Genomic DNA, 21,125 nt, shown 5'->3' with positions numbered 1-21,125 from the left:
GCCTATTCATGACGCAGGATGGCCAGAGGCCGTTGGCCAAGGATCCGGTAGGTGCTCGCAAATCCGACGAAGAGCGTGAGCCACATCGTCAGGAGCAGGCCCTTCCCAAGCACCAGTGGGTGCAGGCTCCAGGGCAGATCGAAGACATAGCGCAGCACCACCCAGGATAAGACGGTGCCGAGCATCAAGCCGATCGATCCCGCCACCAGACCCAATAAGAGATATTCGAGCGCAAAGGCTCGGGCAATCAGGCCCCGGGTGGCACCGAGCGCTTTCAGAATGACCGATTCGTAGAGCCGTCTGTAGCGTGTCGCAGCGAGGGCCGCAGCCATGACCAGGCTGCCGGTCAGGAGGCAGAAGAGCGCCATCGCGCTGATCGCCAGTGCGAGGCGGTCCAGCACCCGCGAGAATCCCTCGAGCACATCGCCGATATGGATTGCACTGACGTTCGGGAAGGAGGCGACGACCGCCTGCTGCAACGGCACCTCTTCGTCCGGCGAGACCCGCACCGTTGCCACATAGGTGAAAGGCGCTCCTTCGAGCGAGCCGGGGGACAGGATCATGTAGAAGTTCGTCGAGAAATTTCCCCATTCCACTTTGCGAATACTGCTTACCTCCGCCGAGATCATGGCCCCCTGAATGTCGAGTTCCACGAGCGAGCCGATTGTGAGACCTAAATGGGCGGCCGCCTCTTCCTCGACTGACAGTTGTGGCCTCGAAAAGACCTGCCCCGGTTTCCACCAGGTTCCCTTGACCAGCTGATTGTCTTTCGGCAGCTGATCGAGAAAGGTCAGCACATATTCCCTGGTGAGGTACCATTGCTTGCCCCGCTCCTCTTTTCCTTCGGCGCGCGCATGGTTCTTCTCGCTCCCTTCTTCTGCCGCGACGAGCTGTCCATTGATTGCATGGAGCCGTGAGCGGACCAATGGCGTGAGCTCAGGATCCGGTCGACCGGTCTGCCGATGCACCAAGGACACGAACGCCTGCGCTTGATCCGGTTGAATATCGATGAAGAAGAAGGTCGGGGCATCAGCTGGGCGATTCTCCTGAACATGCCGGAGCAGGGCCTGTTCTACCAGCGAGACAGTGGCGATCAACATGACGCCGATGCCGATGGCGACCATGATCCCGGTTGCCTGGCTTCCGGGCCGCACGACATTGCCCAGGGCGAAGCGCAGGCTCAGGATGCGGGGCTTGGGCAGCCAGGCCAGCAGTCGTATGAACAGCCGTGCGGAGACAAAGAGGATCGCGAGGGCGAGAGACAGGGCCCCGAGAAACAGCAGTCCAATCGACCAGGAGCCCGCTTGCCAGATCGAGAGAGAGCAGAGTCCGAGGATGATCGTGCCGGCCGTGCCGACATTCAATCGATCGGTGAGTCCCCATCGTACCCACCAGCGTGACGGAGCCATCTCCTGCGTGACCGTCTGTTCCGCCTCGCGCCGGAAGATCGCCCCCGGCTGCACTTCGCGAATCTTCAAGAGGGGCCAGAGGGTAAAGAGCAATGTCGAGAGGAGTCCCAGCGTCGCCCCTTTCAGCAAGGGCCAGAGGGAGAATCGTGACAATTCCGAGGAGACGCCTAATTGTTCGAGGAGGTTTGACGCAAAGAGGTCGGCCATGAGGGGTGGCAGTCCCCGCTGGAGCGCAATCCCCAGGAGGATTCCCGCCAGGCTTCCGATGGAGCCCAGAAAGATCGCTTGGACTACATAGGTGGAGACCACGGTGGCCGAATCGGCGCCGACCGCTTTGAGGATCGCGATCGTGTTGAGTTTGTCCCGCAAGAAGGCATGGATCGAGGTGCCGACGCCCAGCCCCCCGATGAAGAGGGCCGTGAGGCCGATCAGGCCGAGATAGCGGGAGAGCTGGTCGAGAAATTGTTTCAACTGCGGCTGGGCCGTGCGATAGCTGGAGAGGCGCGCGGAATCCGATGCCAGCCGGCCTCGCAGTTCTGAGAGGAGTGGCTCTACCGGCATGCCGGGCGGTAGCTTCACGAGATACCGTTCTCGCACCCTGCTGCCCGGTTTGATGAGTTCCGCGGCTCGTAATCCTTCCTGCGCAATCATGACCCGCGGGCCCAAGCTGAAGGCGTTGGCCATGCGATCCGGTTCGGTCCTGACGATCCCGGTAATGAGAAACGTCGCTTGGCCGATCTTCAGCCGATCCCCGACCGAGAGGCCCATTCGAATCAGCAGCGACTCCTGCACTACTGCGCCCAAACAGATGTGGCCTCCACAGTCACGTTCATCGGGATGGAGCAGGGTCTCAAGTGGCTGTGCCGGGTCGAGCGCGATGGCTCCGTACAGGGGATAAGTCGATTCGACGGCCTTGAGTTCGATGATCTGGGTCGCCTGGGGCGTAGCAGATCCCTGAGTGTGACGCGAAGCCATGGCGATGAGCTCGCTCGCATGGGTGAGGGTCAGACCCCGTTCGCCCAGCGACTGTAGCACGGCCTGTCCTTCTGAACTGAGGGAATGGGTCAGGCGAATTTCGAGATCGCCGCCTAACAGACCTCGCGCTTCTTTTGTGACGGCGCGATCTACGTTCGCGCTAAACAGCGAGACCCCGACCAAGGCGCCGACGCCGATGGCGCCGCAGGCGAAGAAGTAGAGGAAATGCCGCCAGGCCCCTCTAGTTTCACGCCAGGCCATCCTGAAGATGAAGAGCTTCACCGGGGCGACTCTGCTGGCAGATGGTCTGAGCCGATGAGGGTATCGGACTCGATGCGTCCGTCACGCAACGTAATGATTCGCTCCATCGAGGAGGCTATGGCGCGATCGTGCGTGACGAGGACCAGGGTAGTGCCGTATTCGCGATGGAGCGAGAGGAGGAGGTTCATGATCTGTTGCCCTGTGGCTGAGTCCAGATTGCCGGTCGGTTCGTCGGCCAGGAGAATCGGCGGGCGGCAGGCGAAGGATCGGGCCACCGCAACCCGCTGCTGCTCGCCCCCCGACAGTTGGACCGGATAATGATGCAGCCGATCTCCCAGGCCGACGGACTTCAAGAGATCTGCCGCGCGATCCTGCGCCCCGCTCGTTCCCGCCAGCTCCAGCGGCACCAGGACGTTTTCCATGGCGGTGAGGGTGGGGATGAGATGAAAGGATTGAAAGATGTAGCCGATGTGATCGCGGCGGTACCGGGCCAAATCGCTCTCGCGCATCCTGGAGATTTCCGTTCCGTCCAGCGTGATGGAGCCGGAGGTCGGACGGTCCAGCCCCGCGATGAGACCCAGCAGAGTGGACTTGCCGCTGCCGGAGGGGCCGACGATGGCCAGGCGCTGCTTGTCGGGGATCTCGAGGGTGACATCATCGAGGATCGTGATCTGATGGCCTCCGCCGGCCAAGCGCATCGTCAGGTGAGAGAGGGCAATCATCTTGTTTGTCAGGCTCCACAGTATCGTCTCGGTGACGCCTATATTATACTGAACACCTATGCGCCGCTCATGGATTCTCGCACAACTCGTTTTCTGTCTTTGCCTGGTCGCCTTCTACGGCTGCGACCGAGGCAGCGCGCCTTCGTCGTCGCCTCCGCCTCGCGACGGGTTCGGGCAACGGCTGGGAACCGATGTCACGGCGCGACCGGGGCGAGCGACGGCGTCGGTCGCAGCCGAACGTCCGCGCATCGTCGCCTTCGGTAACAGTCTGACGGCAGGCCTCGGCGTGGCGCAGGAGGAATCCTACCCGGCTCAATTACAGCGGAAGCTGGAGGAGGCAGGCTATTTGTATCGGGTCGTGAATGCGGGGGTCAGCGGCGAGACGACAGCCGGTGGCGTGCGGCGCGTGGCCTGGGTGCTGAACAGCAAACCCTCGATCGTCATCCTGGAGCTCGGTGGCAACGACGGGTTGCGTGGCCTGAGCCTGCCAGAGACGAAAGCCAATCTTGAAAGGATCATTCAGCAACTCCAACAGGCCTCCGTCACGGTCCTGTTAGCCGGGATGAAGCTCCCGCCTAATTATGGCAAGGACTATACGGCCGGATTTGAGGAACTCTATCGCTCGCTGGCGAAGCAATACCACCTGACGCTGATTCCGTTTTTTCTCGATGGGGTGGCAGGCTCGTCTTCGCTGAACCAGGCAGATGGGATCCATCCGACCGGAGAGGGCTATCGCCTGATCGTTGAGAACCTATTCGTGACGCTGGAGCCGTTGCTGAAGCAAAAGCAATAAGTAAGGCGGTCTGTGGAAAGTGAGCAGGGCAGAGCTAGGCCATGCCCGATAGGGAATGCCCTCGGGCATGGCCAGTCCAACGGTAAATAGAGGGAGCGACCTTAGGACTTCTTGAGGAAGGAGTCGTAAAAGCCGTAGGCCAGAATCAATCCGATCAAGGTGTAATAAATGCCGGTGACGCCGCTATAGTCGGGGGCTCCTTCGCCCTTCGGCTCGTTCGCCAGCACGTAGGACACACCGGTCAGCAGGACCGAAAACGCCACTGTGACAATCCCTGCACCCATCTTCTTCATCATAGAACCCTCCCTTGGTCAGTTGGACAAAACGAGGGCCGCATTATACTGAAATCGCCGGACGGTCCGCAACGGCCCGTAACGTGAAAACGGAGGAGCGATGAAACGCCACCGCGGCATTGCTGAACTCAAGCAGGACGCTCAAAACGTTTGTCCAGCAAGGCCGCAGCGAGTGAAGGCCCGAATCGTACCCGGAGGGTACGTTGAGGGTCTGAACGATGCGAGAACGACGCTGGCGAGCGTTTTCAGCGTCCTGTTAAATTCGCGAGTGGGTCCCATCGCAGTAGGGAGGCCTCTCTGTCCGCTTGCAACCGCAGAGCGCGACCCGTTTCTTTTCTTCGAAATGGACTGCCAGCGGAGAAAAATCCGTCCCAGTATGGGCTCCATCGCAAAAGGGTTGCGTCTTCGAGCGACCGCATTGACACCAATAGATGGTGCCGGGACCGACTTCCACCATGCAGGGAGTACGCTGGGCAATCACCGGTTTCTCAGACATCGGGTTCTCCTTCATCTACTCGTGAGGCAATACGTGCTTCACGATCCACATTGTTATCGGCATCGGCGCGGGAGCCCCTGTTCACTGACCGGAGTCAGCCAGAGGTAATCCGCGACCTTTTCCCGTATTAACTCTTGCAGCTCTTTAATCCGCCCTACCTCGAACGAGGTCAGATAGACGCTGATCTGATGCACCCCATCAGGCAGGCGGCGGACCACTCGCTTGGGAACCGGAAGGTTATACTGAATATGGCCGCCTCCTGTATAGCTGACCAGGGGGCCAGCCATCGGATCGGCGCCCCGGCGGATGAGGGAGAGGCGAGCGACCAGGGTCTTGGCCATCCCTTCATCGCGGACCATGGAAGCCTCATACATCGTCTGGTAGAGGTTGTCGTTGCCGCCACCGTGACAGGCTTGGAGTTGCTGAAGAATGCGCGCGCGATAGACCGGGTCGTCGACGATGGCTTCGTCCTGCATGCCCCACTGTGCCATGACCGGATCGGACTGCGCCTGAGCCAATCCCTGTTTGGCGACGAGCCGGACCAGGGCCTTCGGAGGATTCAGCGCCGCGACCGGCAGGCGCTGTTCTTTCGCGAAGAGGACCAGCGGCTCATAGTCCTCGTAGGCGCCGCCCCAATTCTGTTGCCACCGGACGGCTTCTAGGAACTCCTGGCGGTTCTGGTCGGATCCGGACAGATACCGGTCCAGCGCAGCTTGTCCGTCCCAGCCGAACATTTCCATGGCCAAGACCGGCGTGCGTCCCTTCTCTTGTAGTTTTTTTAGGACCATCAGCGCCGCCTCGACATGAAATCGATTATGATGTTCCTCGCCCAGATAGACGATGTCCTGCTGCAACAGCAGGGCGGTCCATTGGTCGGGAGAGACCGGTTGCCCTGTCGCAGTCTCGATAATCTGCCCTGCCTGGAATGGAGCGGACAGTTCGCCTGGCGAGTCGGACGACCTCGTGGGCGTTTCGCTGGCACAGGCCACCGTCAGCCAGACCAGGCCGAGGACCAGCAGGAGTCTGGAGCTGGCGAGGGCCGTTCGCGTGGTAAAGAATGTCGTTGTCATGGTCTTTCACTAACATAGGTTTCCCGGGACGGCAAGATAACAACCTTGACGCTCCAGTGATCTGGTCGTTATGCTGCAGGGCATCGACTGACAGCGATAGATCGACCATCACAGGCCACGCACCACCCGATTCATGAATTCCAACGCACAGGTTCTTGCAGATTTCCGCTCACAGGTCACGCAGCTGTTACAGGAACGAGACAAGGAGTGGGAGGCTTCCCGTAAACTGGTTGAGGGGACCAGGCTCACGACGACCTTGAAACGGTTGATTGAAGAAGCCGGGCGTGCCGACCTTCCCATCAGCATCCGTGATGCCATTACCCTGGCGCTGGGCAATGCGGAAGCCGTCAAAATTCAGGATCTCCCCGGCCCGCGGCTCAAAGAGCTCACCGGGCTCCCTCCGACAAAGGCCGTGCGGGCGCTCTGCGTATGGCTGGGCGTCGTGGAGGGGCCTGCGTCTCAGTGGCCGCTGACATCTCTACAGAGCGATGCGATTGCAACCTTCGTCCGGTCCCATGTCAATCCCTTCGACTTGCTGCTCGATGCGGACGTGGCGTCGTTGCTCGATCTGGGAGCCGGCGACCTGTCCTTTGCCACGGAGTTGGTCGAGCAATATGTCGCGCCCCTGCACCAGCGTCAGCGCGAGCTGATTCTCCATGCGCTGGACCGGCTGCAGCCAGGCTCGAAGCTGGGCGGCCCGCTCCACCCTGAACGGGAGCGGCTCAACGGTCTGAGGTCCCGGACCGGCCTCTCGTTTCAATTCTACGGAAACCACGACATGTTCGACCTGGGCGACCTCGACCGGGCAGGGAAGCTCGCCCCTCGCTATACCATCGCAACCTGCTGGGCTCCCGCGACCCCCACGTTCGCCTACGAACCGACCAGGCTGTCCGGGCAGATTATCACGCAAGAACTCCAGCGCACCAAAGGCCAGTTCCGGCAGACCAGTTTTTCAGGAGAGCCGGCCTTGGAAGTTCAGCATGGGGACCGCGCCCTTCTGTTTCCCCCCTGGAAGTTCGAGATTCGAGGCCCCCTCGCCTTGCTTGATGTACTGGCGCGGCGAGGCCGCCTCTGTGTTCTCGGAGCCGTCGACACCCAGGTCTTCTGGGAAATCCTCTCCCAACTGCTCGACGAGCCCCGCTATCGGCCAGCGGATCAGCCCTTCACGACGGATAATCTCCCAACAGTGTTTGGCGAAATCTTCGAGCGGCTTTCGCGCCTGGCGATCGGCGAGACGGTGAACCTGGCTGACTGTGCTCCGTTACGAGGGCAGATTCCGCGAGTCCTTCCTCTGCTTTTGGGACAGGAACCCTCCTATCGTTTCCGCTCCGTGCAGATTCGCCGGGGCGCCGTCTTCCCTGGCATGCCTGCCAGCAGTACTGCCAGGCGATTCTCGGACATGGTGGAAGAGACGCCGCCCTGGATGCTCACGTTGATTCCGGAATAGAGCAGACCTCAAGCAGTTTACCCCGCGAACCCTTGCAAATAGCCCTCTTCAGACCGGTCGATGCGAAAACTCACGTGAAAATTGACCGTCCCCAGACCCTTTGCTAGACTTCGAGCGTGTCTGATCACCACCCATTCCTGAACCACCGGGACGACTAATCCCACATGAGTTCCACCCACATTATCCGGGCGATCCAGGACAATATTGCGCTGGTCATCAAGGGGAAATCCCATGTGATCGAAATGGCTGTGGTCTGCCTCCTGGCACGCGGCCATTTGCTGCTGGAGGATGTGCCCGGCGTCGGCAAGACCACGCTGGGCCACAGTTTGGCCCGATCGCTGGACTGTTCATTCAAACGCATTCAATTCACCAGCGACCTCTTACCGTCCGACATCGTCGGCGTTTCCATGTTCAACCGGCAAAAGCAGGGGTTCGAGTTCATTCCCGGTCCGATCTTCGCCAACATCGTGCTGGCCGACGAGATCAATCGCACCACGCCAAAGACCCAGAGCAGTCTGCTGGAAGCGATGAGCGAAGCGCAGATTTCCGTCGATAATCAGACGCATCCGCTAGAGCAGCCCTTCATGGTCATCGCGACTCAGAATCCCGCCGAGTACCATGGGACCTTCCCCCTGCCGGAATCCCAACTCGACCGGTTTCTGATGCGTCTCCGTATCGGGTACCCCACGATTGAAGAAGAGCGGAAGGTGCTCGACCGTCCCCATTCCCTGCATCCAGCCGAGAGTCTGCGCGCCGTCCTCTCGGCGCAGGACGTCGTGGCCTTGCAGGCCACGGTGGACCAGGTCCATATGGAAGAGCATGTGACGGACTATCTGCTCGCCATCGTGCAGGCGACCAGGCAGAGCGAACTGTTATCCCTGGGAGTCAGTACGAGAGGCGCGCTGGCTCTGAGCAAGGCGGCCAAGGCCCTGGCGGTCGTTCGCGGACGGGACTATTGCCTTCCCGACGATATCAAGGAGCTGGCGCCGATCGTGCTGTCCCATCGCGTCATGTTGAACAGGACCCATGGCATGAGGACGCAGAGCTTCGACCAGGCGGAGCGTTTGGTATTGGATATCGTCGAAACCGTTCCCGTCCCCGTGTAGCAGGATGCTGAAAAAAGAGTGGGATGGCCCGGTGAGTCCCCTGTGCTCGCGCAACGCGCGCCCTCGGAAGGGCCTCGTTGGACGCGCGCAGTGGGGGACTCATCCGGTCCATCAGAGAGGTAAACCCGCACGCGCGGAAGAACCATCTCTAGTCACTCGCTGCGGCCTTGCTGGATGGACTGTTTGAGCATCCTGCTATGTGTCAATTGGATGAGGCCCATGCGTGAAGCATCCATTTTCCAATCGCCGCGCTTCCTCGATCTTCTCCTCTATGCGGGGCCTGTCCCGCCGGAGGTCGACGCGCCTCACGTCTGACGGAACCAAGTTCATCCTCTTCACCTTCGCCATCAGCCTCGCCGCCGTGAACACCGGCAACAACCTGTTCTACTTGATCCTCTCGATGATGCTGAGCTGCGTCGTGATCTCCGGATTGTTCTCGGAATATTGTCTTGGACGGCTGGAGTTTCATCGGCATCTGCCGGACCTTATCATGGCCAACGAGCCGGCTACGCTGACCCTTTCGATCGCAAACCGGAACCGGCGACTCTCCAGTTTTTCCCTGCGCCTGTTCGATGTCGTCGGAGGCCAAAGTGTCGACCGGGGCCTTTTCATCCAACAGCTACCTTCGCAGGGTTCTCTGCTCCTGTCCTATCCGTTGCTCGCCATCAGGCGCGGCAGGATCCGGCTCGAAGGCATCAGGGTACAGACGCTCTTTCCCTTTGGACTATTTAGCAAAACAGGGTTCTACCCCACGGACACTGATTTGGTCGTCGCGCCTCCCATCAAGCCGCTCACCCTGCGATTCGTGGATGAGTTGGTGAGCGAAGGGCAGGGGCAGTCTCTCCCGCAACGAGGCAGGGGGACCCAGCTCTACAACCTTCGCCTCTATCAGCCGGGCGACGATTCGCGGGCCATCCATTGGATGACGACGGCCCGCACGTCCCAGCTGATCGTGCGGGAAACCGAAGCGGAGGACCAGCGGCTGGTGACAGTCATCCTGTCGCTCGTGGCCCCCGATGATCGCGAGTCCCTCTTTGAGCGAAGCGTGACGTTCGTGGCCTCGCTCCTTTGGCAACTGACCGAGCGGGCCTATCCGGTGCGGCTCATTGTGGGGCGCGAGGATTCAGGGTTCGGGTCCGGCTCCGCGCATCTCTTCACGATGCTGCGTGTCCTGGCTCTGTGCGAACGGCAGTGGCCGGAAGCCGGAGGATCCGTCCCTGCCGGAGAAGCGCAATCCTGTCTCCAGGAAGCCGAGCAGGGCTACAGCGTCGCAGTCGTTCCCTGGTCTGGCCTGGCTGTATCCGTGCAGGCGATGTCGGCCGACCGGGTCCTCGATGACAGACAACTCGAAGAGCTGACCCATGATTTTTGAACGCGCCTTTGCCCTCAGCTCCGTTCTTCTGGCCGCCGTGGCCTGCAGCGGACTCCTGTTTGCGCAGAGCCTCCCTTTCTGGCTCGCCCTTCTCACGGTGATCATCCTGATCCTGTCGTTGCTTCGGGCAGGAGGAGTGCTAGTCGTCCGGCGGGCAATGGCCCAGGTGACCATCTCGCCGACCTTGTCGAACGTCCTGTCGATCGGCGCCTTTGCCGTATTCCTGGCCGATCTCATCTTCTTCTCACGGGATCTACTTCCGGCCGGGATCCATTTCTTAGTCATGCTGTTGAACATCAAATTACTCACCCTTCAACAGCGCCACGACTATCGGCATCTCTACGCCCTCAGCCTCATGGCCATCCTGGCGTCTGCTTCAGTCACGACCGATGCCTGGTATGTTCCGATCTTTCTGCTCTATCTGCTCGCAGCGGTCTGGACCCTCGTGCTCTATCACATGACCCAGGAAACGGGCCCAGCCATGGTTGCGGGCATGCCTGCACAGTCGGCGATCGGTCCGGCGAGAGGGCCAAGCCAGATCACGGCTCATTTCTGCTGGCTGACGAACGGGGTCGTTGCGATAACGGTGGGCATGACTCTCGCGATCTTTTTCGTGATCCCTCGTGTCGGGGTCGGCGCGCTGCAGAAGACGAGCGGAGAAGCCCTGCGGACGTCCGGATTTTCCGAGCGGGTGGATCTGGGGACGATCGGGTCCGTCAAACAAGATCCCCAGATCGTCATGCGGGTTGAATTGCCGGACCGATCGGCTGTGGACAATGATCGTCTCTACCTGAGAGGCCTGGCCTACGATCAGTACAACGGACGGTCCTGGAGCCACAGCAGAACCAGGCAGCGCTCACTCGGTCTCGTGGCGGAGGGAACCTTTTTCGTCCGTCCGCCCGGCAGCCGTCCTCCTGGCAGCCAGTCCTTTACGATCCGCCAGGATATTCTGCTGGAAACGCTCGATACGGCGGTCCTGTTCGCCGCGCCCTTTGCCGAGCTCGTGAGCGGCGAGTTTCTTGCTGTGCAGGCCGATGCCATGAGCGGGCTCCACTTGCCTGCTCCTCCTTCGTCCCGTCTCCGCTATTCCGTCACCTCGCAAGTCCCGCTGCTCCTCGCGGAAGAACGGACTGCCACGGTGTTGGATTATCCGGACGCGGTCCGTTCCCGCTACCTTCAGATTCCGATTGGGCTGCAGCGGATTGAAGAGCTGGCGCATCGCGTGGTCCAGAGGGCCGCGACTCCGTTCGAACGGACGCTGGCCGTCCAGCAACATCTATTAGACAACTATCGCTACAGCCTCGACGCGGATCAGGCGACACTCAACCATCCGCTCGAAGAGTTTTTGTTCACGCGTAAAACCGGCTACTGCGAACATTACGCGACTGCGATGGTCGTGATGCTGCGGACCCTCGGTATTCCTGCCAGGCTGGTGACGGGGTTCCTGGCCACGGAATGGAACGAGTATGGAGGTTACTTCACTGTGCGCCAGCGGGACGCCCATGCCTGGGTCGAGGTGTATTTCCCCCGCTCCGGCTGGATCACCATGGACCCCACCCCCGCAGTTAACGCGGCGGCTGCGACCTCTCGCTGGGCCTCTCTCGGCCGGTTCGGGGCGTCCCTTCGATTACAGTGGGATCGTTTGTTCGTCAGTTATAGCGCGAAGGATCAATTGGCGGTTGTGCATGGAGTGCGGGAAGGCAGCGACTTTGTGTGGGAGAAAGCGAGCCGTTGGGTTGCCTCGCTGAGCGGTCCGGCAACGAAGGTCCTGAGCAGACTGAGGGATTTGGCCCACAGATTCCGGCCCGGTCTGGCAGGGCTCGTGACGGGGTTGTTCGTTGTCGGGCTGGCTTTTTTTCTGCTCCTGTTGCGGGATCGGATCGGTCTTTGGGCCACCATGCATCTTCCCATCGCACCCTCGCAGGGCGCGATCCTCCAGCTCTATACCCGCATGTTGCGTGCGCTGGAGAAGCAAGGTCTGAGCAAACCTCCTTCCGCCACCGCCCGTGAGTTTGCCGGGTTGGTCGAGCAGGAATGGCACGCAGCCGGTCATCTGGTGACCGGCGTCACAACGTTGTATCAGCAGGGACGGTTCGGCCGAGCCCCGCTGACTCAGAAAGAGCTCTCCTTAGCTGCCGAACAAGTCGGACGGCTGCAATCGCTCAGGCGCGCGCTTGGCAACGGTCCCAGCACCTTAGCCGATCGCTAGGTCTGCGGCGGGGCGTCGAGCAGGCGGGCGATCACGCCCTCTAATTGCTGCAGCACGGTGGGCTTATAGACGATTTCCCTGATGCCGGTGGCGAGGGTGGCGGCCTGGGCGGCGGGGGATAGATACCCCGACACCAGCACGACGGGCAGATCAGCGCGGAGCTGCGCGAGGGCGCTGGCTACTTCCAGGCCGGACATTCCCGGCATATTGTAATCCGTCACCACGATATTGAACCCGGTCGGATCGGCGCGGACCGCGTTAAGCGCCTCTGTCGGCTTGGTATAGCCGGTCACTCGATAGCCGAGCGATTCGAATTTGGCCCGGACCAGTTCCACTAACATCTCCTCGTCGTCCAAGTAGAGCAGATGGCGGTTGCGGCCTTGTTTTGTGGTTGGCGCGGTTTCGATCGATTCGCCTGCCAGGGCCGGCGCCTCTGCCGCGGGAAAGTAGAGATGAAAGGTCGTGCCTTGGCCCGGACGGCTCTCGACGACGATGGCGCCCTCGTGTCCCCGGATGATGCCGTGGACCACGCTCAAGCCGAGGCCTGTGCCCTGCCCCACAGGCTTGGTGGTAAAGAAGGGGTCGAAGATGCGCTCCACCGTTTCTGGCTCCATGCCGCAGCCGGTATCCCGGATAGAGAGGCGCACATAGTGGCCAGGCGGCAGCGTAGCGTGGAAGCTGCGCAGCGCCCGGGGCAGCGTGACCGGCGCCAGCTCTATTGCGATGTGGCCCGGTTGTTCTTTGAGCGCATGCCAGGCGTTGGTGCAGAGGTTCATCACAACTTGATGGATCTGGGTGGCATCGGCTAGCACGGGGGGCGCACCCGTCTCGCAGGCGGCGGTCAGCTTGATGTTAGCCGGGAGGGTGGCCTGCAGTAAGTTGAGGGCTTCGTGTATCACCGTGGTGAGGTTCAGCACGGTGCGTGAAAATTCCTGCTGATGCGTGAAGGTGAGGATTTGCTGCACGAGGTGGGAGGCCCGGGCGCCGGCTTCGAGAATTCTCGTGAGATTGGGTCTGGCCGGGTGGTCGGCGGGGGTTTTCATCGCCGCCATTTCGGCGTTGCCGAGGATCGCGGTGAGGATGTTGTTGAAATCGTGGGCGACGCCGCCTGCCAGCTGTCCGATTGCTTCCATCTTCTGCATCTGGCGAATCTGGTCCTGGAACGACTGCAGGGCCGTTTCCGATTTCTTGCGCTCGGTGATGTCGGTCACGGTTCCGATGTAGCCCAGCAGTTCATCGCGCACACCGCGCGACGTCACGGCTTGCGCGAGCACCCAGTTCACGCTCCCCTCGGCATTCTGGAAACGATACTCCGAGGAAAACATCGTCTGCCTGGCGACGGCCTGCCGCCACTCCTCGACGACGCGCCGGCGATCGTCCGGATGGAGCGATTTCGCCCATTGGTTGTTCAGCGCTTGCTCATGGCTCAGCCCGGCGAGCGCGCACCAGCGGAGGTTCACATAACTGTAGATGCCCTGCCGATCGGTGAGGAAGATGCTGACTGGCGAAATCCGCGCAAGCGCGTACAGCCGCCCTTCCGCGTGCCGGCGGGCATTCCGCTCGCTCCCCTCCCGCAAGGCTTGCTGGATGGCGGGCACCAGCCGGATGAGCCGGTCCTTCATCACATAATTATGCGCGCCTGCTTTCAACGCTTCGACGGCCGTTTCTTCTCCAACCGCGCCCGTCACAATGATGACGGGCAGATCAAATCCGAGACTGGAGATCTGCTCCAAGGCGGCCGGGGCGTTGAACTGCGGCAACGTCCAATCTGCCAGGATCAGATCCCATCCTGGCTCTTGCAGCGCGGCAGCCAAGCCGTCGGCTGTGTCGACGCGACGCGCGTGCGGCTCGTAGCCGCCTGTGCGCAAGGCATGTTGGACCAGCGTGGCGTCGGCTTCGTGATCCTCGATATGGACGTATCGCAGGGGTTGTCGTGCGGGCTGTGTCATTCGATTCGTAGCTCTCTTAAAGAGTCGCTTGTTCTGACGTTTGATTCAAGAGCAGCCAATATAACCCCAGCGGCTTCACGGACTCGCCGCGCCGCGTAAAATCGACAGGCCTCATCATCCAGGACCTGGTAGCACTGGAGGTCCGCCAGACGGGAGGCTTCGTTTTCTGGCAGGGGCGCGATTTTCATCGATCGCTCTCGTTCGGTTCGCCCGGCACAGCGAGCGCCCCGCCTCGATATGACGCCATGAGCGCTGTGTTTTCTTCGGGAGGGAATCGCGCGGGCTGCATGCAGAAATCTCCGGCCAAGGAGGCTACGGGCACTGTCGTATCACGTCATTTACCGCTATTTCTATACGTACGTTTAGGTAGGCGCACACCGAAAATCGCCTTGCTATTTTGCGCAAGAGAGACTCTAGGATTGTCGTTACTGGGCGGAGCGTTTGAGCCTTGTGCGAGAGAAAGGGCCTGGAGGTACATGTGCGACGGACTGTGAGTTGGAGCGGGAAACGAGATTTGAACTCGCGACCCTCGCCTTGGCAAGGCGATGCTCTACCACTGAGCTATTCCCGCTCACTCACAGTCAGCACGAGGGGTGGGATTCTACTGGGCGTGAGCGTGACTGTCAAGCTGTGCAATATTTCTGTAGATGTCCGGCAATCTACGAGACCTTCCCTGCTCTCGGTACCTTTGTTACAACCGCATAAATATGTTACCAAATGGTAGCATTGCAATATTCCAATTAAGTCATTGATTTATTTGCAATTTATAGTGCAATGGCAGTTTTAATTGTTGTCGGTGATACATTAAGTACCCATGAAGGCATAATTGTGACAGTGAGAGCGAGTGCAGCGAGAACATTTTAACCTTATTATTCAATCTATTGCGCATCACACATAGAATCCAATGGCTCTATAGATCCTGGTGCGTATATTGCGAACATAAGGGCCCATGATGCCAGGAATGCAAGATGGACCAATGCGGGTAGCCACGATCAACCAGCTGGTGGCCTGTGCGGTGCTCCTGTTTTCGGGCAGCTTTTTGAAGGAAGGGGGGTGGTCTGAACGTTCCGCTGTGCGTCAGTGAAGTCGCGTGGGCTTATTGAAGCCCTCAACTCTTAGGAGGTGTCACCAATGTTTTTGTCACGTAGGCAGTTCTTAAAAGTCTCCGTGGGGACGGTCGCCGCAGTCGCGGTGGCGGACAAAGTCCTGGCGTTGACCGCGCTTCAGCCGGTCATCGAAGTGGGCAATCCCTTGGGAGATTATCCGGATCGGTCGTGGGAGCGTGTCTATCACGACCAGTATCGTTACGATTCGTCGTTTACCTGGTGCTGTTCCCCGAACGACACGCACGCCTGCCGCATCCGGGCCTTCGTCCGGAACGGTGTGGTCATGCGGGTCGAGCAGAACTACGATCACCAGACGTACGAAGATCTCTACGGCAACCGCGGAACGTTCGCGCACAATCCGCGCATGTGCTTGAAGGGATTTACCTTCCATCGCCGCGTGTATGGCCCCTATCGCTTGAAGGGTCCTTTGATGCGGAAGGGCTGGAAGGAATGGATGGATGCCGGCTCGCCGGAGCTGACGCCAGAAACGAAGCGGAAGTACAAGTTCGATAGCCGCTTTCTGGACGACATGCTGCGCGTGTCCTGGGACACGGCCTTCACCTATGCCGCCAAGGCGATGATCATCATTGCCACGCGGTACAGCGGTGAAGCTGGAGCCCGTCGCCTCCGTGAGCAGGGTTATGCGCCGGAAATGATCGAAATGATGAAGGGCGCGGGTACCCGCACCTTCAAGCATCGCGCTGGTATGCCGGTCCTCGGCATCATCGGCAAGATGGGCAACACCAGAATGAACGGCGGCGTCAACGCGTTGCTGGACACCTGGATTCGCAAAGTCAGCCCGGATCAGGCACAGGGCGGCCGGTATTGGTCGAACTACACCTGGCACGGCGACCAGAACCCCGCCCACCCCTGGTGGTGCGGCGCCCAGGGTTCCGACATCGACTTGTCCGACATGCGCTTCTCCAAGCTGAACACCAGCTGGGGTAAGAACTTCGTCGAAAACAAGATGCCGGAAGCGCACTGGAAGTTGGAATGTATTGAACGGGGCGCCCGGGTCGTGGTCATCACGCCTGAGTACAACCCCACCGCCTATCGCGCCGACTACTGGATGCCGTTGCGACCCGCGTCGGACGGTGCCATTTTCTTGGGCGCCATGAAGATCATCGTCGATGAGAACATGCACGACGTGGACTTCTTGAAGGGGTACACCGATTCGCCGGTGCTCGTCCGCACGGACACCCTACAGTTCCTGGATCCGCGCGACGTGGTGGCGGATTACCAGTTCCCTGACTTCTCGAAGAGCTACTCGGGCCGCGTGCAGTCCTTGAAGCCGGAGCAGGTTGCCCGGCTCGGCGGCATGATGGTCTGGGACTTGAACAAGAAGGCCGCCGTGCCGCTCCATCGTGAGCAGGTCGGTTGGCATTATCAGAACAGTGGCATCGATGCAGCCCTCACCGGGACCTACCGGGTGAAGTTGCTCAATGGCCGGGAAATTGACGCGATGCCGGTCTGGCAGATGTACTTGGTGCACTTCCAGGATTACGACCTGGACACCTGTCATCAGATTTGCCGGACGCCAAAGGACCTCCTGGTTCGTTGGGCGCGTGACTCAGGTTCGATCAAGCCCGCCGCCATCCATAACGGTGAAGGGACGAACCACTATTTCCATCAGACCATCAACTCCCGCGGCGCCGCGATGGTGCTCATCGTCACCGGCAACGTCGGGAAGTTCGGCACCGGGCAGCATACCTGGGCCGGTAACTACAAGGCGGGTACCTGGACGTCGACCCCCTGGTCCGGCGCCGGTATTGCCGTGCACACGGGTGAGGATCCATTCAACATCACGTTGGATCCGAATGCGCACGGCAAGGAAATCAAAACCAAGTCGTACTACTACGGCGAGGAAGTCGGTTACTGGAACCACGGCGACACCGCCCTGATCGTCAGCACCCCGAAGTACGGGCGCAAGGTGTTCACGGGCAAGACGCATATGCCGACGCCGAGCAAGTTCCGTTGGGTTGTCAACGTGAACGTGCTCAACAACGCCAAACACCATTATGACATGGTGCGTAACGTCGATCCGAACATCGAGACCCTGATCACTCAGGACATCGAGATGACCTCGGACGTGAACCACAACGATATCGCCTTCGCGGCGAATTCGTGGATGGAGTTCACCTATCCGGAAATGACCGTCACGGTATCCAATCCGTGGGTGCAGATCTGGAAGGGCGGCATCCGGCCCTTGTACGACACCCGTAACGACCTCGATTCGTTCGCAGGCGTTGCGGCCAAGTTGTCGGACATGACCGGCGACAAGCGCATGCGCGATTACTTCAAGTTCGTCTACGAAAACCGCGTGGACGTCTATGCGCAGCGCATGCTCGATGCTTCCAGCACTTTCTACGGCTACAGCGCAGACGTGATGCTGAAGTCGGAAAAAGGCTGGATGGTCATGGTTCGGACCTATCCGCGTACGCCATTCTGGGAAGAGACCAACGAGTCGAAGCCCATGTGGACGCGGACTGGCCGGTATGAAAATTACCGGACCGAGCCTGAGGCGATCGAATACGGCGAAAACTTCATCTCTCACCGTGAGGGAACGGAAGCGACACCGTATCTGCCGAACGCCATCATGACGAGCAACCCGTACGTCCGTCCGGACGACTACGGTATTCCGATCACGGCGCAGCACCATGACGACAAGACGGTGCGTAACATCAAGTTGCCGTGGCAGGAAATCAAGCGGCACAGCAACCCGTTGTGGGAGAAGGGGTACCAGTTCTACTGCGTTACTCCGAAGACCCGGCATCGGGTGCACAGCCAATGGTCGGTGAACGACTGGGTGCAGATTTACGAGTCGAACTTCGGCGATCCGTACCGCATGGACAAGCGGACGCCTGGTGTCGGCGAGCACCAGTTGCACATCAACCCGCAGGCGGCGAAAGACCGCGGCATCAACGACGGCGACTACGTCTACGTAGACGGTAACCCGGTGGACCGGCCATATCGTGGCTGGAAGCCTTCGGATCCGTACTATAAGGTGGCGCGCCTCATGATCCGCGCGAAGTACAACCCGGCCTATCCGTACCACGTGACGATGTCGAAGCACGCACCGTACGTGGCCACGCCGAAGTCGGTCAAAGGCCACGAGACGCGCCCAGACGGACGCGCCATCGCGGTGGACACCGGTTATCAGTCCAACTTCCGGTACGGGGCCCAACAGTCCTTTACCAGAAACTGGTTGATGCCGATGCACCAGACTGACTCGTTGCCGGGCAAACATGCCATCGCTTGGAAGTTCAAGTGGGGCTATCAGGTCGACCACCATGCGATCAACACGGTGCCGAAGGAATGTCTAATCCGCATCACCAAGGCGGAAGACGGCGGCATCGGAGCTCGTGGTCCATGGGAGCCGGTCCGGACCGGATTTACACCGGGCCAAGAGAACGAGTTCATGATCAAGTGGCTCAAAGGCGAACACATCAAGATCAAGGTGTAAGGGTCGCACAACTTGCACCGTGAGGATGATGTATAGCTGATGAGATTCACGAATTAACTGATCATGACTACAAGGAGGATTGACAATGCCTGAAGTGTATAACTGGCAGCTGGGACGGAAGATGCTGTATCCCTACGAGGAACGGCATCCGAAGTGGCAGTTTGCCTTCGTGTTCAACATCAACCGGTGCTTGGCCTGTCAGACCTGTTCGATGGCAGACAAGTCCACCTGGCTCTTCTCGAAGGGTCAGGAATACATGTGGTGGAACAACGTGGAAACCAAGCCGTACGGCGGGTACCCACAGTTCTACGACGTGAAGATCACCCAGCTCATCGAGCAGGTGAATCCAGGCGGCCAGGTGTGGAACGTCCGTGTCGGACGTAAACACCATGCGCCGTACGGCGTGTTCGAAGGGATGACCATTTTCGACGCGGGCGCCAAAGTGGGCCAGGCGGCGATCGGCTACATCCCGACGGACCAAGAGTGGCGGTTCGTGAACATCTATGAGGATACGGCGACCTCGATGCGCGCCCTTGTGGAAGGCGTCGACAAGACCGGATTCTCACGGGACGAACCGTGGAAGATGACGGGCAGCAGTCTGCCGGAGCATGAAACGTTCTTTTTCTATCTCCAGCGGATTTGCAACCACTGCACGTACCCAGGCTGCTTGGCGGCCTGCCCGCGGAAGGCGATCTACAAGAGACCCGAAGACGGGATCGTGTTGATCGACCAAAACCGGTGCCGAGGGTACAAGAAGTGCGTGGAGCAGTGCCCATTCAAGAAGCCGATGTATCGTGGAACCACACGCGTGTCTGAAAAGTGCATTGCGTGTTATCCGCGCATCGAAGGTAAAGACCCGCTGACGGGCGGCGAGCCGATGGAAACGCGTTGTATGGCAGCCTGCGTCGGAAAGATCCGGATGCAGAGCCTGATGCGCATCGGCGAAGACGGCCTGTGGGCGGAAGACCGGTGGCACCCGCTCTACTACGCGATTCGCGTGGAGCAGGTGGCGCTCCCATTGTATCCACAGTGGGGCACCGAGCCCAACGGCTACTACATCCCACCGCGGCACAGCCCTCGTGGCTATGCGCGGCAGATGTTTGGCCCGGGCGTCGACAACGCCATCGAGAAGTATCTCGTGCCAAGCCGTGAGCTGTTGGCGGTCCTCCAGTTGTGGAGAGCCAGCCAGCAGATCATCTTCCGGTACGATGTCATTCCTGGTCCGAAAGTGTTCGAGACCCAGATCCACGGTAAGCGTTTCGAGATGTACAACGATACCGTGTTGGGCTTCAACAAGTCGGGCAAGGAAGTGGCGCGTATTCAGGTCGAAGAGCCGATCTACATTCGGCCGGCCGAGCGCGTAACCTGGCTGTAAGTTTCAGCTAGGGGTCGCTTCATGGGGGGCGGAGTTCCTTCGGGGACTCCGCCCCTTCTGTTTGACCCACGTCTTCCTGGGCCGCATCGGTCTTTCGGCTCAATCTTCTCTGCTCCTTCTGCGCACTTGACGTTCCTGAGATGGTCCAGTAGAGTTGAAACAGTATAAGAATCCTTCTCTATACCAAGTCTGGGGTATCATCAGCGTGACCTCTCCTCAGCAGCAACCAGTCCCATTTGCTGCCCAAGCCATACCTTTCGACGAGTTTCTGGCCTCGGGGAAACTCCCGGAAGGCTACCTTGCCAGCGAGTACATCGCACAGCAATTCGTCGAGCGTCTCGTGCATTATGTATTGAGTGTCCCGGCTGGCAGTTATACGATGGCTCAATTGAGCCATCTCCTTGAGCAGCTCGATCCCCGCGCGCAGGTGTTCTTCTTCAAGCGTCTCAAGGAGACCAGTCCCGAGAGCCTCAAGGATTTTGCCCCGCTCTATTACGGCTTCATGAACGAGTTTCACTCCCTCCTGTTTACCTAGTCTGATAACTTTTTCCTTGTTGCCAGGGCATTCTCATGTATAATCGACTGGTTAATAACCAGCGCAAAGGAGCGACATGAATCCTACCCTACAGCGAGCCGTGACGAGCTTTTACAATCTCATTTATGAAGCCCAGACCTTTGCCACCACGATGTCACGAATTGACACGGGCGAGCAGGAGCATTATTCAGGACGCATCGAAGGACTCAACTGGGTCCTTGATCGCTGTCAGGAACTTGAGGATATGGACGCCAATCTGACCCCCTCATCCCTCCAGCGGGTCCTTACAGAAGTGAAATCCGATCTCGATCACGAATTGTCCGTGCAGCGCCGTGAAAAAGGGCGTCGGGCAGATGGTCGAGAGGAAGCCCTCAACTTTGTTGCTGATTATTTGTCCAGCCTGATTACAGCAACCGAGATTGAATCAGCCAAGACGCCGGCCGTTTAACGTCCCGTCTCCGTACCAGCTCCACCTGTCGCCTTCCATGACGCCTGGTTTGTTATTACGATGATGCGAGAATGGATCGTGTTCTCGCTGTGCATG

General features: G+C 59.6%; 15 protein-coding genes and 1 tRNA gene. 9 read left to right on the top strand and 7 right to left on the bottom strand.

Translation table 11 applies throughout. The annotated features are described in order from the left end of the window. Positions 1-2 precede the first annotated feature (2 nt). Together NT179_11260 and NT179_11255 are read right to left on the bottom strand one after the other, a co-directional pair. Positions 3-2,666 carry an FtsX-like permease family protein gene (locus tag NT179_11260; GenBank protein ID MCX5722585.1) on the bottom strand — a complete coding sequence of 888 codons (2,664 nt, stop codon included), beginning with the start codon at positions 2,664-2,666 and terminating at the stop codon, positions 3-5. Continuing rightward, the gene (locus tag NT179_11255) at positions 2,663-3,367 is read right to left on the bottom strand and encodes an ABC transporter ATP-binding protein (protein ID MCX5722584.1); all 705 of its coding nucleotides are present in this window, start codon (positions 3,365-3,367) and stop codon (positions 2,663-2,665) included. Before NT179_11255 ends, NT179_11260 begins: the two co-directional genes overlap by 4 nt. Positions 3,368-3,425: 58 nt before the next feature. Here NT179_11255 and NT179_11250 point away from each other — a divergent pair, with 58 nt between their 5' ends. Beyond that, positions 3,426-4,160 carry an arylesterase gene (locus tag NT179_11250; protein MCX5722583.1) on the top strand — a complete coding sequence of 245 codons (735 nt, stop codon included), beginning with the start codon at positions 3,426-3,428 and terminating at the stop codon, positions 4,158-4,160. A gap of 101 nt (positions 4,161-4,261) precedes the next feature. On the opposite strand, the gene NT179_11245 is transcribed toward NT179_11250, so the two are convergent. From NT179_11245 to NT179_11235, 3 genes are all read right to left on the bottom strand, one after another. Further along, positions 4,262-4,456 (bottom strand): hypothetical protein, encoded by a 195-nt coding sequence (locus NT179_11245; GenBank protein MCX5722582.1) that lies wholly within the window; start codon positions 4,454-4,456, stop codon positions 4,262-4,264. Between the two features lie 253 nt (positions 4,457-4,709). Continuing rightward, a complete protein-coding gene (locus tag NT179_11240; protein MCX5722581.1) occupies positions 4,710-4,949 on the bottom strand; it encodes a CDGSH iron-sulfur domain-containing protein in 240 nt (79 codons plus the stop codon). 53 nt (positions 4,950-5,002) lie between these two features. Beyond that, a complete protein-coding gene (locus NT179_11235) occupies positions 5,003-6,019 on the bottom strand; it encodes a ChaN family lipoprotein (GenBank protein MCX5722580.1) in 1,017 nt (338 codons plus the stop codon). Between the two features lie 133 nt (positions 6,020-6,152). Here NT179_11235 and NT179_11230 point away from each other — a divergent pair, with 133 nt between their 5' ends. From NT179_11230 to NT179_11215, 4 genes are all read left to right on the top strand, one after another. Beyond that, entirely contained in the window at positions 6,153-7,466 is a 1,314-nt protein-coding gene (locus tag NT179_11230) for a hypothetical protein (GenBank protein MCX5722579.1), read from the top strand. Between the two features lie 164 nt (positions 7,467-7,630). Further along, positions 7,631-8,572: a MoxR family ATPase gene (locus tag NT179_11225; protein MCX5722578.1), complete on the top strand. Its 942-nt coding sequence runs from the start codon at positions 7,631-7,633 to the stop codon at positions 8,570-8,572. A gap of 223 nt (positions 8,573-8,795) precedes the next feature. Next, positions 8,796-9,944, top strand: coding sequence for a DUF58 domain-containing protein (locus NT179_11220; protein MCX5722577.1), 1,149 nt, complete (start codon positions 8,796-8,798; stop codon positions 9,942-9,944). Then, the gene (locus tag NT179_11215; protein ID MCX5722576.1) at positions 9,934-12,153 is read left to right on the top strand and encodes a DUF3488 and transglutaminase-like domain-containing protein; all 2,220 of its coding nucleotides are present in this window, start codon (positions 9,934-9,936) and stop codon (positions 12,151-12,153) included. Before NT179_11220 ends, NT179_11215 begins: the two co-directional genes overlap by 11 nt. Here NT179_11215 and NT179_11210 read toward each other — a convergent pair. Then, positions 12,150-14,102, bottom strand: coding sequence for a response regulator (locus tag NT179_11210; protein MCX5722575.1), 1,953 nt, complete (start codon positions 14,100-14,102; stop codon positions 12,150-12,152). The two genes, NT179_11215 and NT179_11210, sit on opposite strands and share 4 nt — an antisense overlap. 496 nt (positions 14,103-14,598) lie before the next feature. Continuing rightward, positions 14,599-14,673, bottom strand: a tRNA-Gly gene (locus NT179_11205). 560 nt (positions 14,674-15,233) lie between these two features. On the opposite strand from NT179_11205, the gene NT179_11200 reads away from it, so the two are divergent. From NT179_11200 to NT179_11185, 4 genes are all read left to right on the top strand, one after another. Beyond that, the gene (locus NT179_11200) at positions 15,234-18,671 is read left to right on the top strand and encodes a molybdopterin-dependent oxidoreductase (protein MCX5722574.1); all 3,438 of its coding nucleotides are present in this window, start codon (positions 15,234-15,236) and stop codon (positions 18,669-18,671) included. 85 nt (positions 18,672-18,756) lie between these two features. After that, complete coding sequence (locus tag NT179_11195) at positions 18,757-20,046, top strand: nitrate oxidoreductase subunit beta (GenBank protein MCX5722573.1); 1,290 nt, start codon at positions 18,757-18,759, stop codon at positions 20,044-20,046. 205 nt (positions 20,047-20,251) lie between these two features. After that, positions 20,252-20,581, top strand: coding sequence for a hypothetical protein (locus tag NT179_11190; GenBank protein MCX5722572.1), 330 nt, complete (start codon positions 20,252-20,254; stop codon positions 20,579-20,581). Positions 20,582-20,657: 76 nt separating this feature from the next. Beyond that, a complete protein-coding gene (locus tag NT179_11185; GenBank protein MCX5722571.1) occupies positions 20,658-21,029 on the top strand; it encodes a hypothetical protein in 372 nt (123 codons plus the stop codon). The last annotated feature ends 96 nt before the right edge of the window (positions 21,030-21,125 follow it).

The organism is Nitrospirota bacterium, assembly GCA_026387665.1.
GTDB lineage: Bacteria > Nitrospirota > Nitrospiria > Nitrospirales > Nitrospiraceae > Palsa-1315.
This window is presented reverse-complemented; position numbering and strand designations above follow the sequence as displayed.

What these genes read in the sequence shown, in the direction of transcription:
- NT179_11225 (MCX5722578.1), top strand. Translation starts at nt 7,631, where the DNA reads ATGAGTTCCACCCACATTATCCGGGCGATCCAGGACAATATTGCGCTG.
- NT179_11185 (MCX5722571.1), top strand. Translation starts at nt 20,658, where the DNA reads ATGAATCCTACCCTACAGCGAGCCGTGACGAGCTTTTACAATCTCATT.
- NT179_11245 (MCX5722582.1), bottom strand. Translation starts at nt 4,456, where the DNA reads ATGATGAAGAAGATGGGTGCAGGGATTGTCACAGTGGCGTTTTCGGTC.
- NT179_11200 (MCX5722574.1), top strand. Translation starts at nt 15,234, where the DNA reads ATGTTTTTGTCACGTAGGCAGTTCTTAAAAGTCTCCGTGGGGACGGTC.
- NT179_11240 (MCX5722581.1), bottom strand. Translation starts at nt 4,949, where the DNA reads ATGTCTGAGAAACCGGTGATTGCCCAGCGTACTCCCTGCATGGTGGAA.
- NT179_11230 (MCX5722579.1), top strand. Translation starts at nt 6,153, where the DNA reads ATGAATTCCAACGCACAGGTTCTTGCAGATTTCCGCTCACAGGTCACG.
- NT179_11235 (MCX5722580.1), bottom strand. Translation starts at nt 6,019, where the DNA reads ATGACAACGACATTCTTTACCACGCGAACGGCCCTCGCCAGCTCCAGA.
- NT179_11255 (MCX5722584.1), bottom strand. Translation starts at nt 3,367, where the DNA reads ATGATTGCCCTCTCTCACCTGACGATGCGCTTGGCCGGCGGAGGCCAT.
- NT179_11195 (MCX5722573.1), top strand. Translation starts at nt 18,757, where the DNA reads ATGCCTGAAGTGTATAACTGGCAGCTGGGACGGAAGATGCTGTATCCC.
- NT179_11210 (MCX5722575.1), bottom strand. Translation starts at nt 14,102, where the DNA reads ATGACACAGCCCGCACGACAACCCCTGCGATACGTCCATATCGAGGAT.
- NT179_11215 (MCX5722576.1), top strand. Translation starts at nt 9,934, where the DNA reads ATGATTTTTGAACGCGCCTTTGCCCTCAGCTCCGTTCTTCTGGCCGCC.
- NT179_11250 (MCX5722583.1), top strand. Translation starts at nt 3,426, where the DNA reads ATGCGCCGCTCATGGATTCTCGCACAACTCGTTTTCTGTCTTTGCCTG.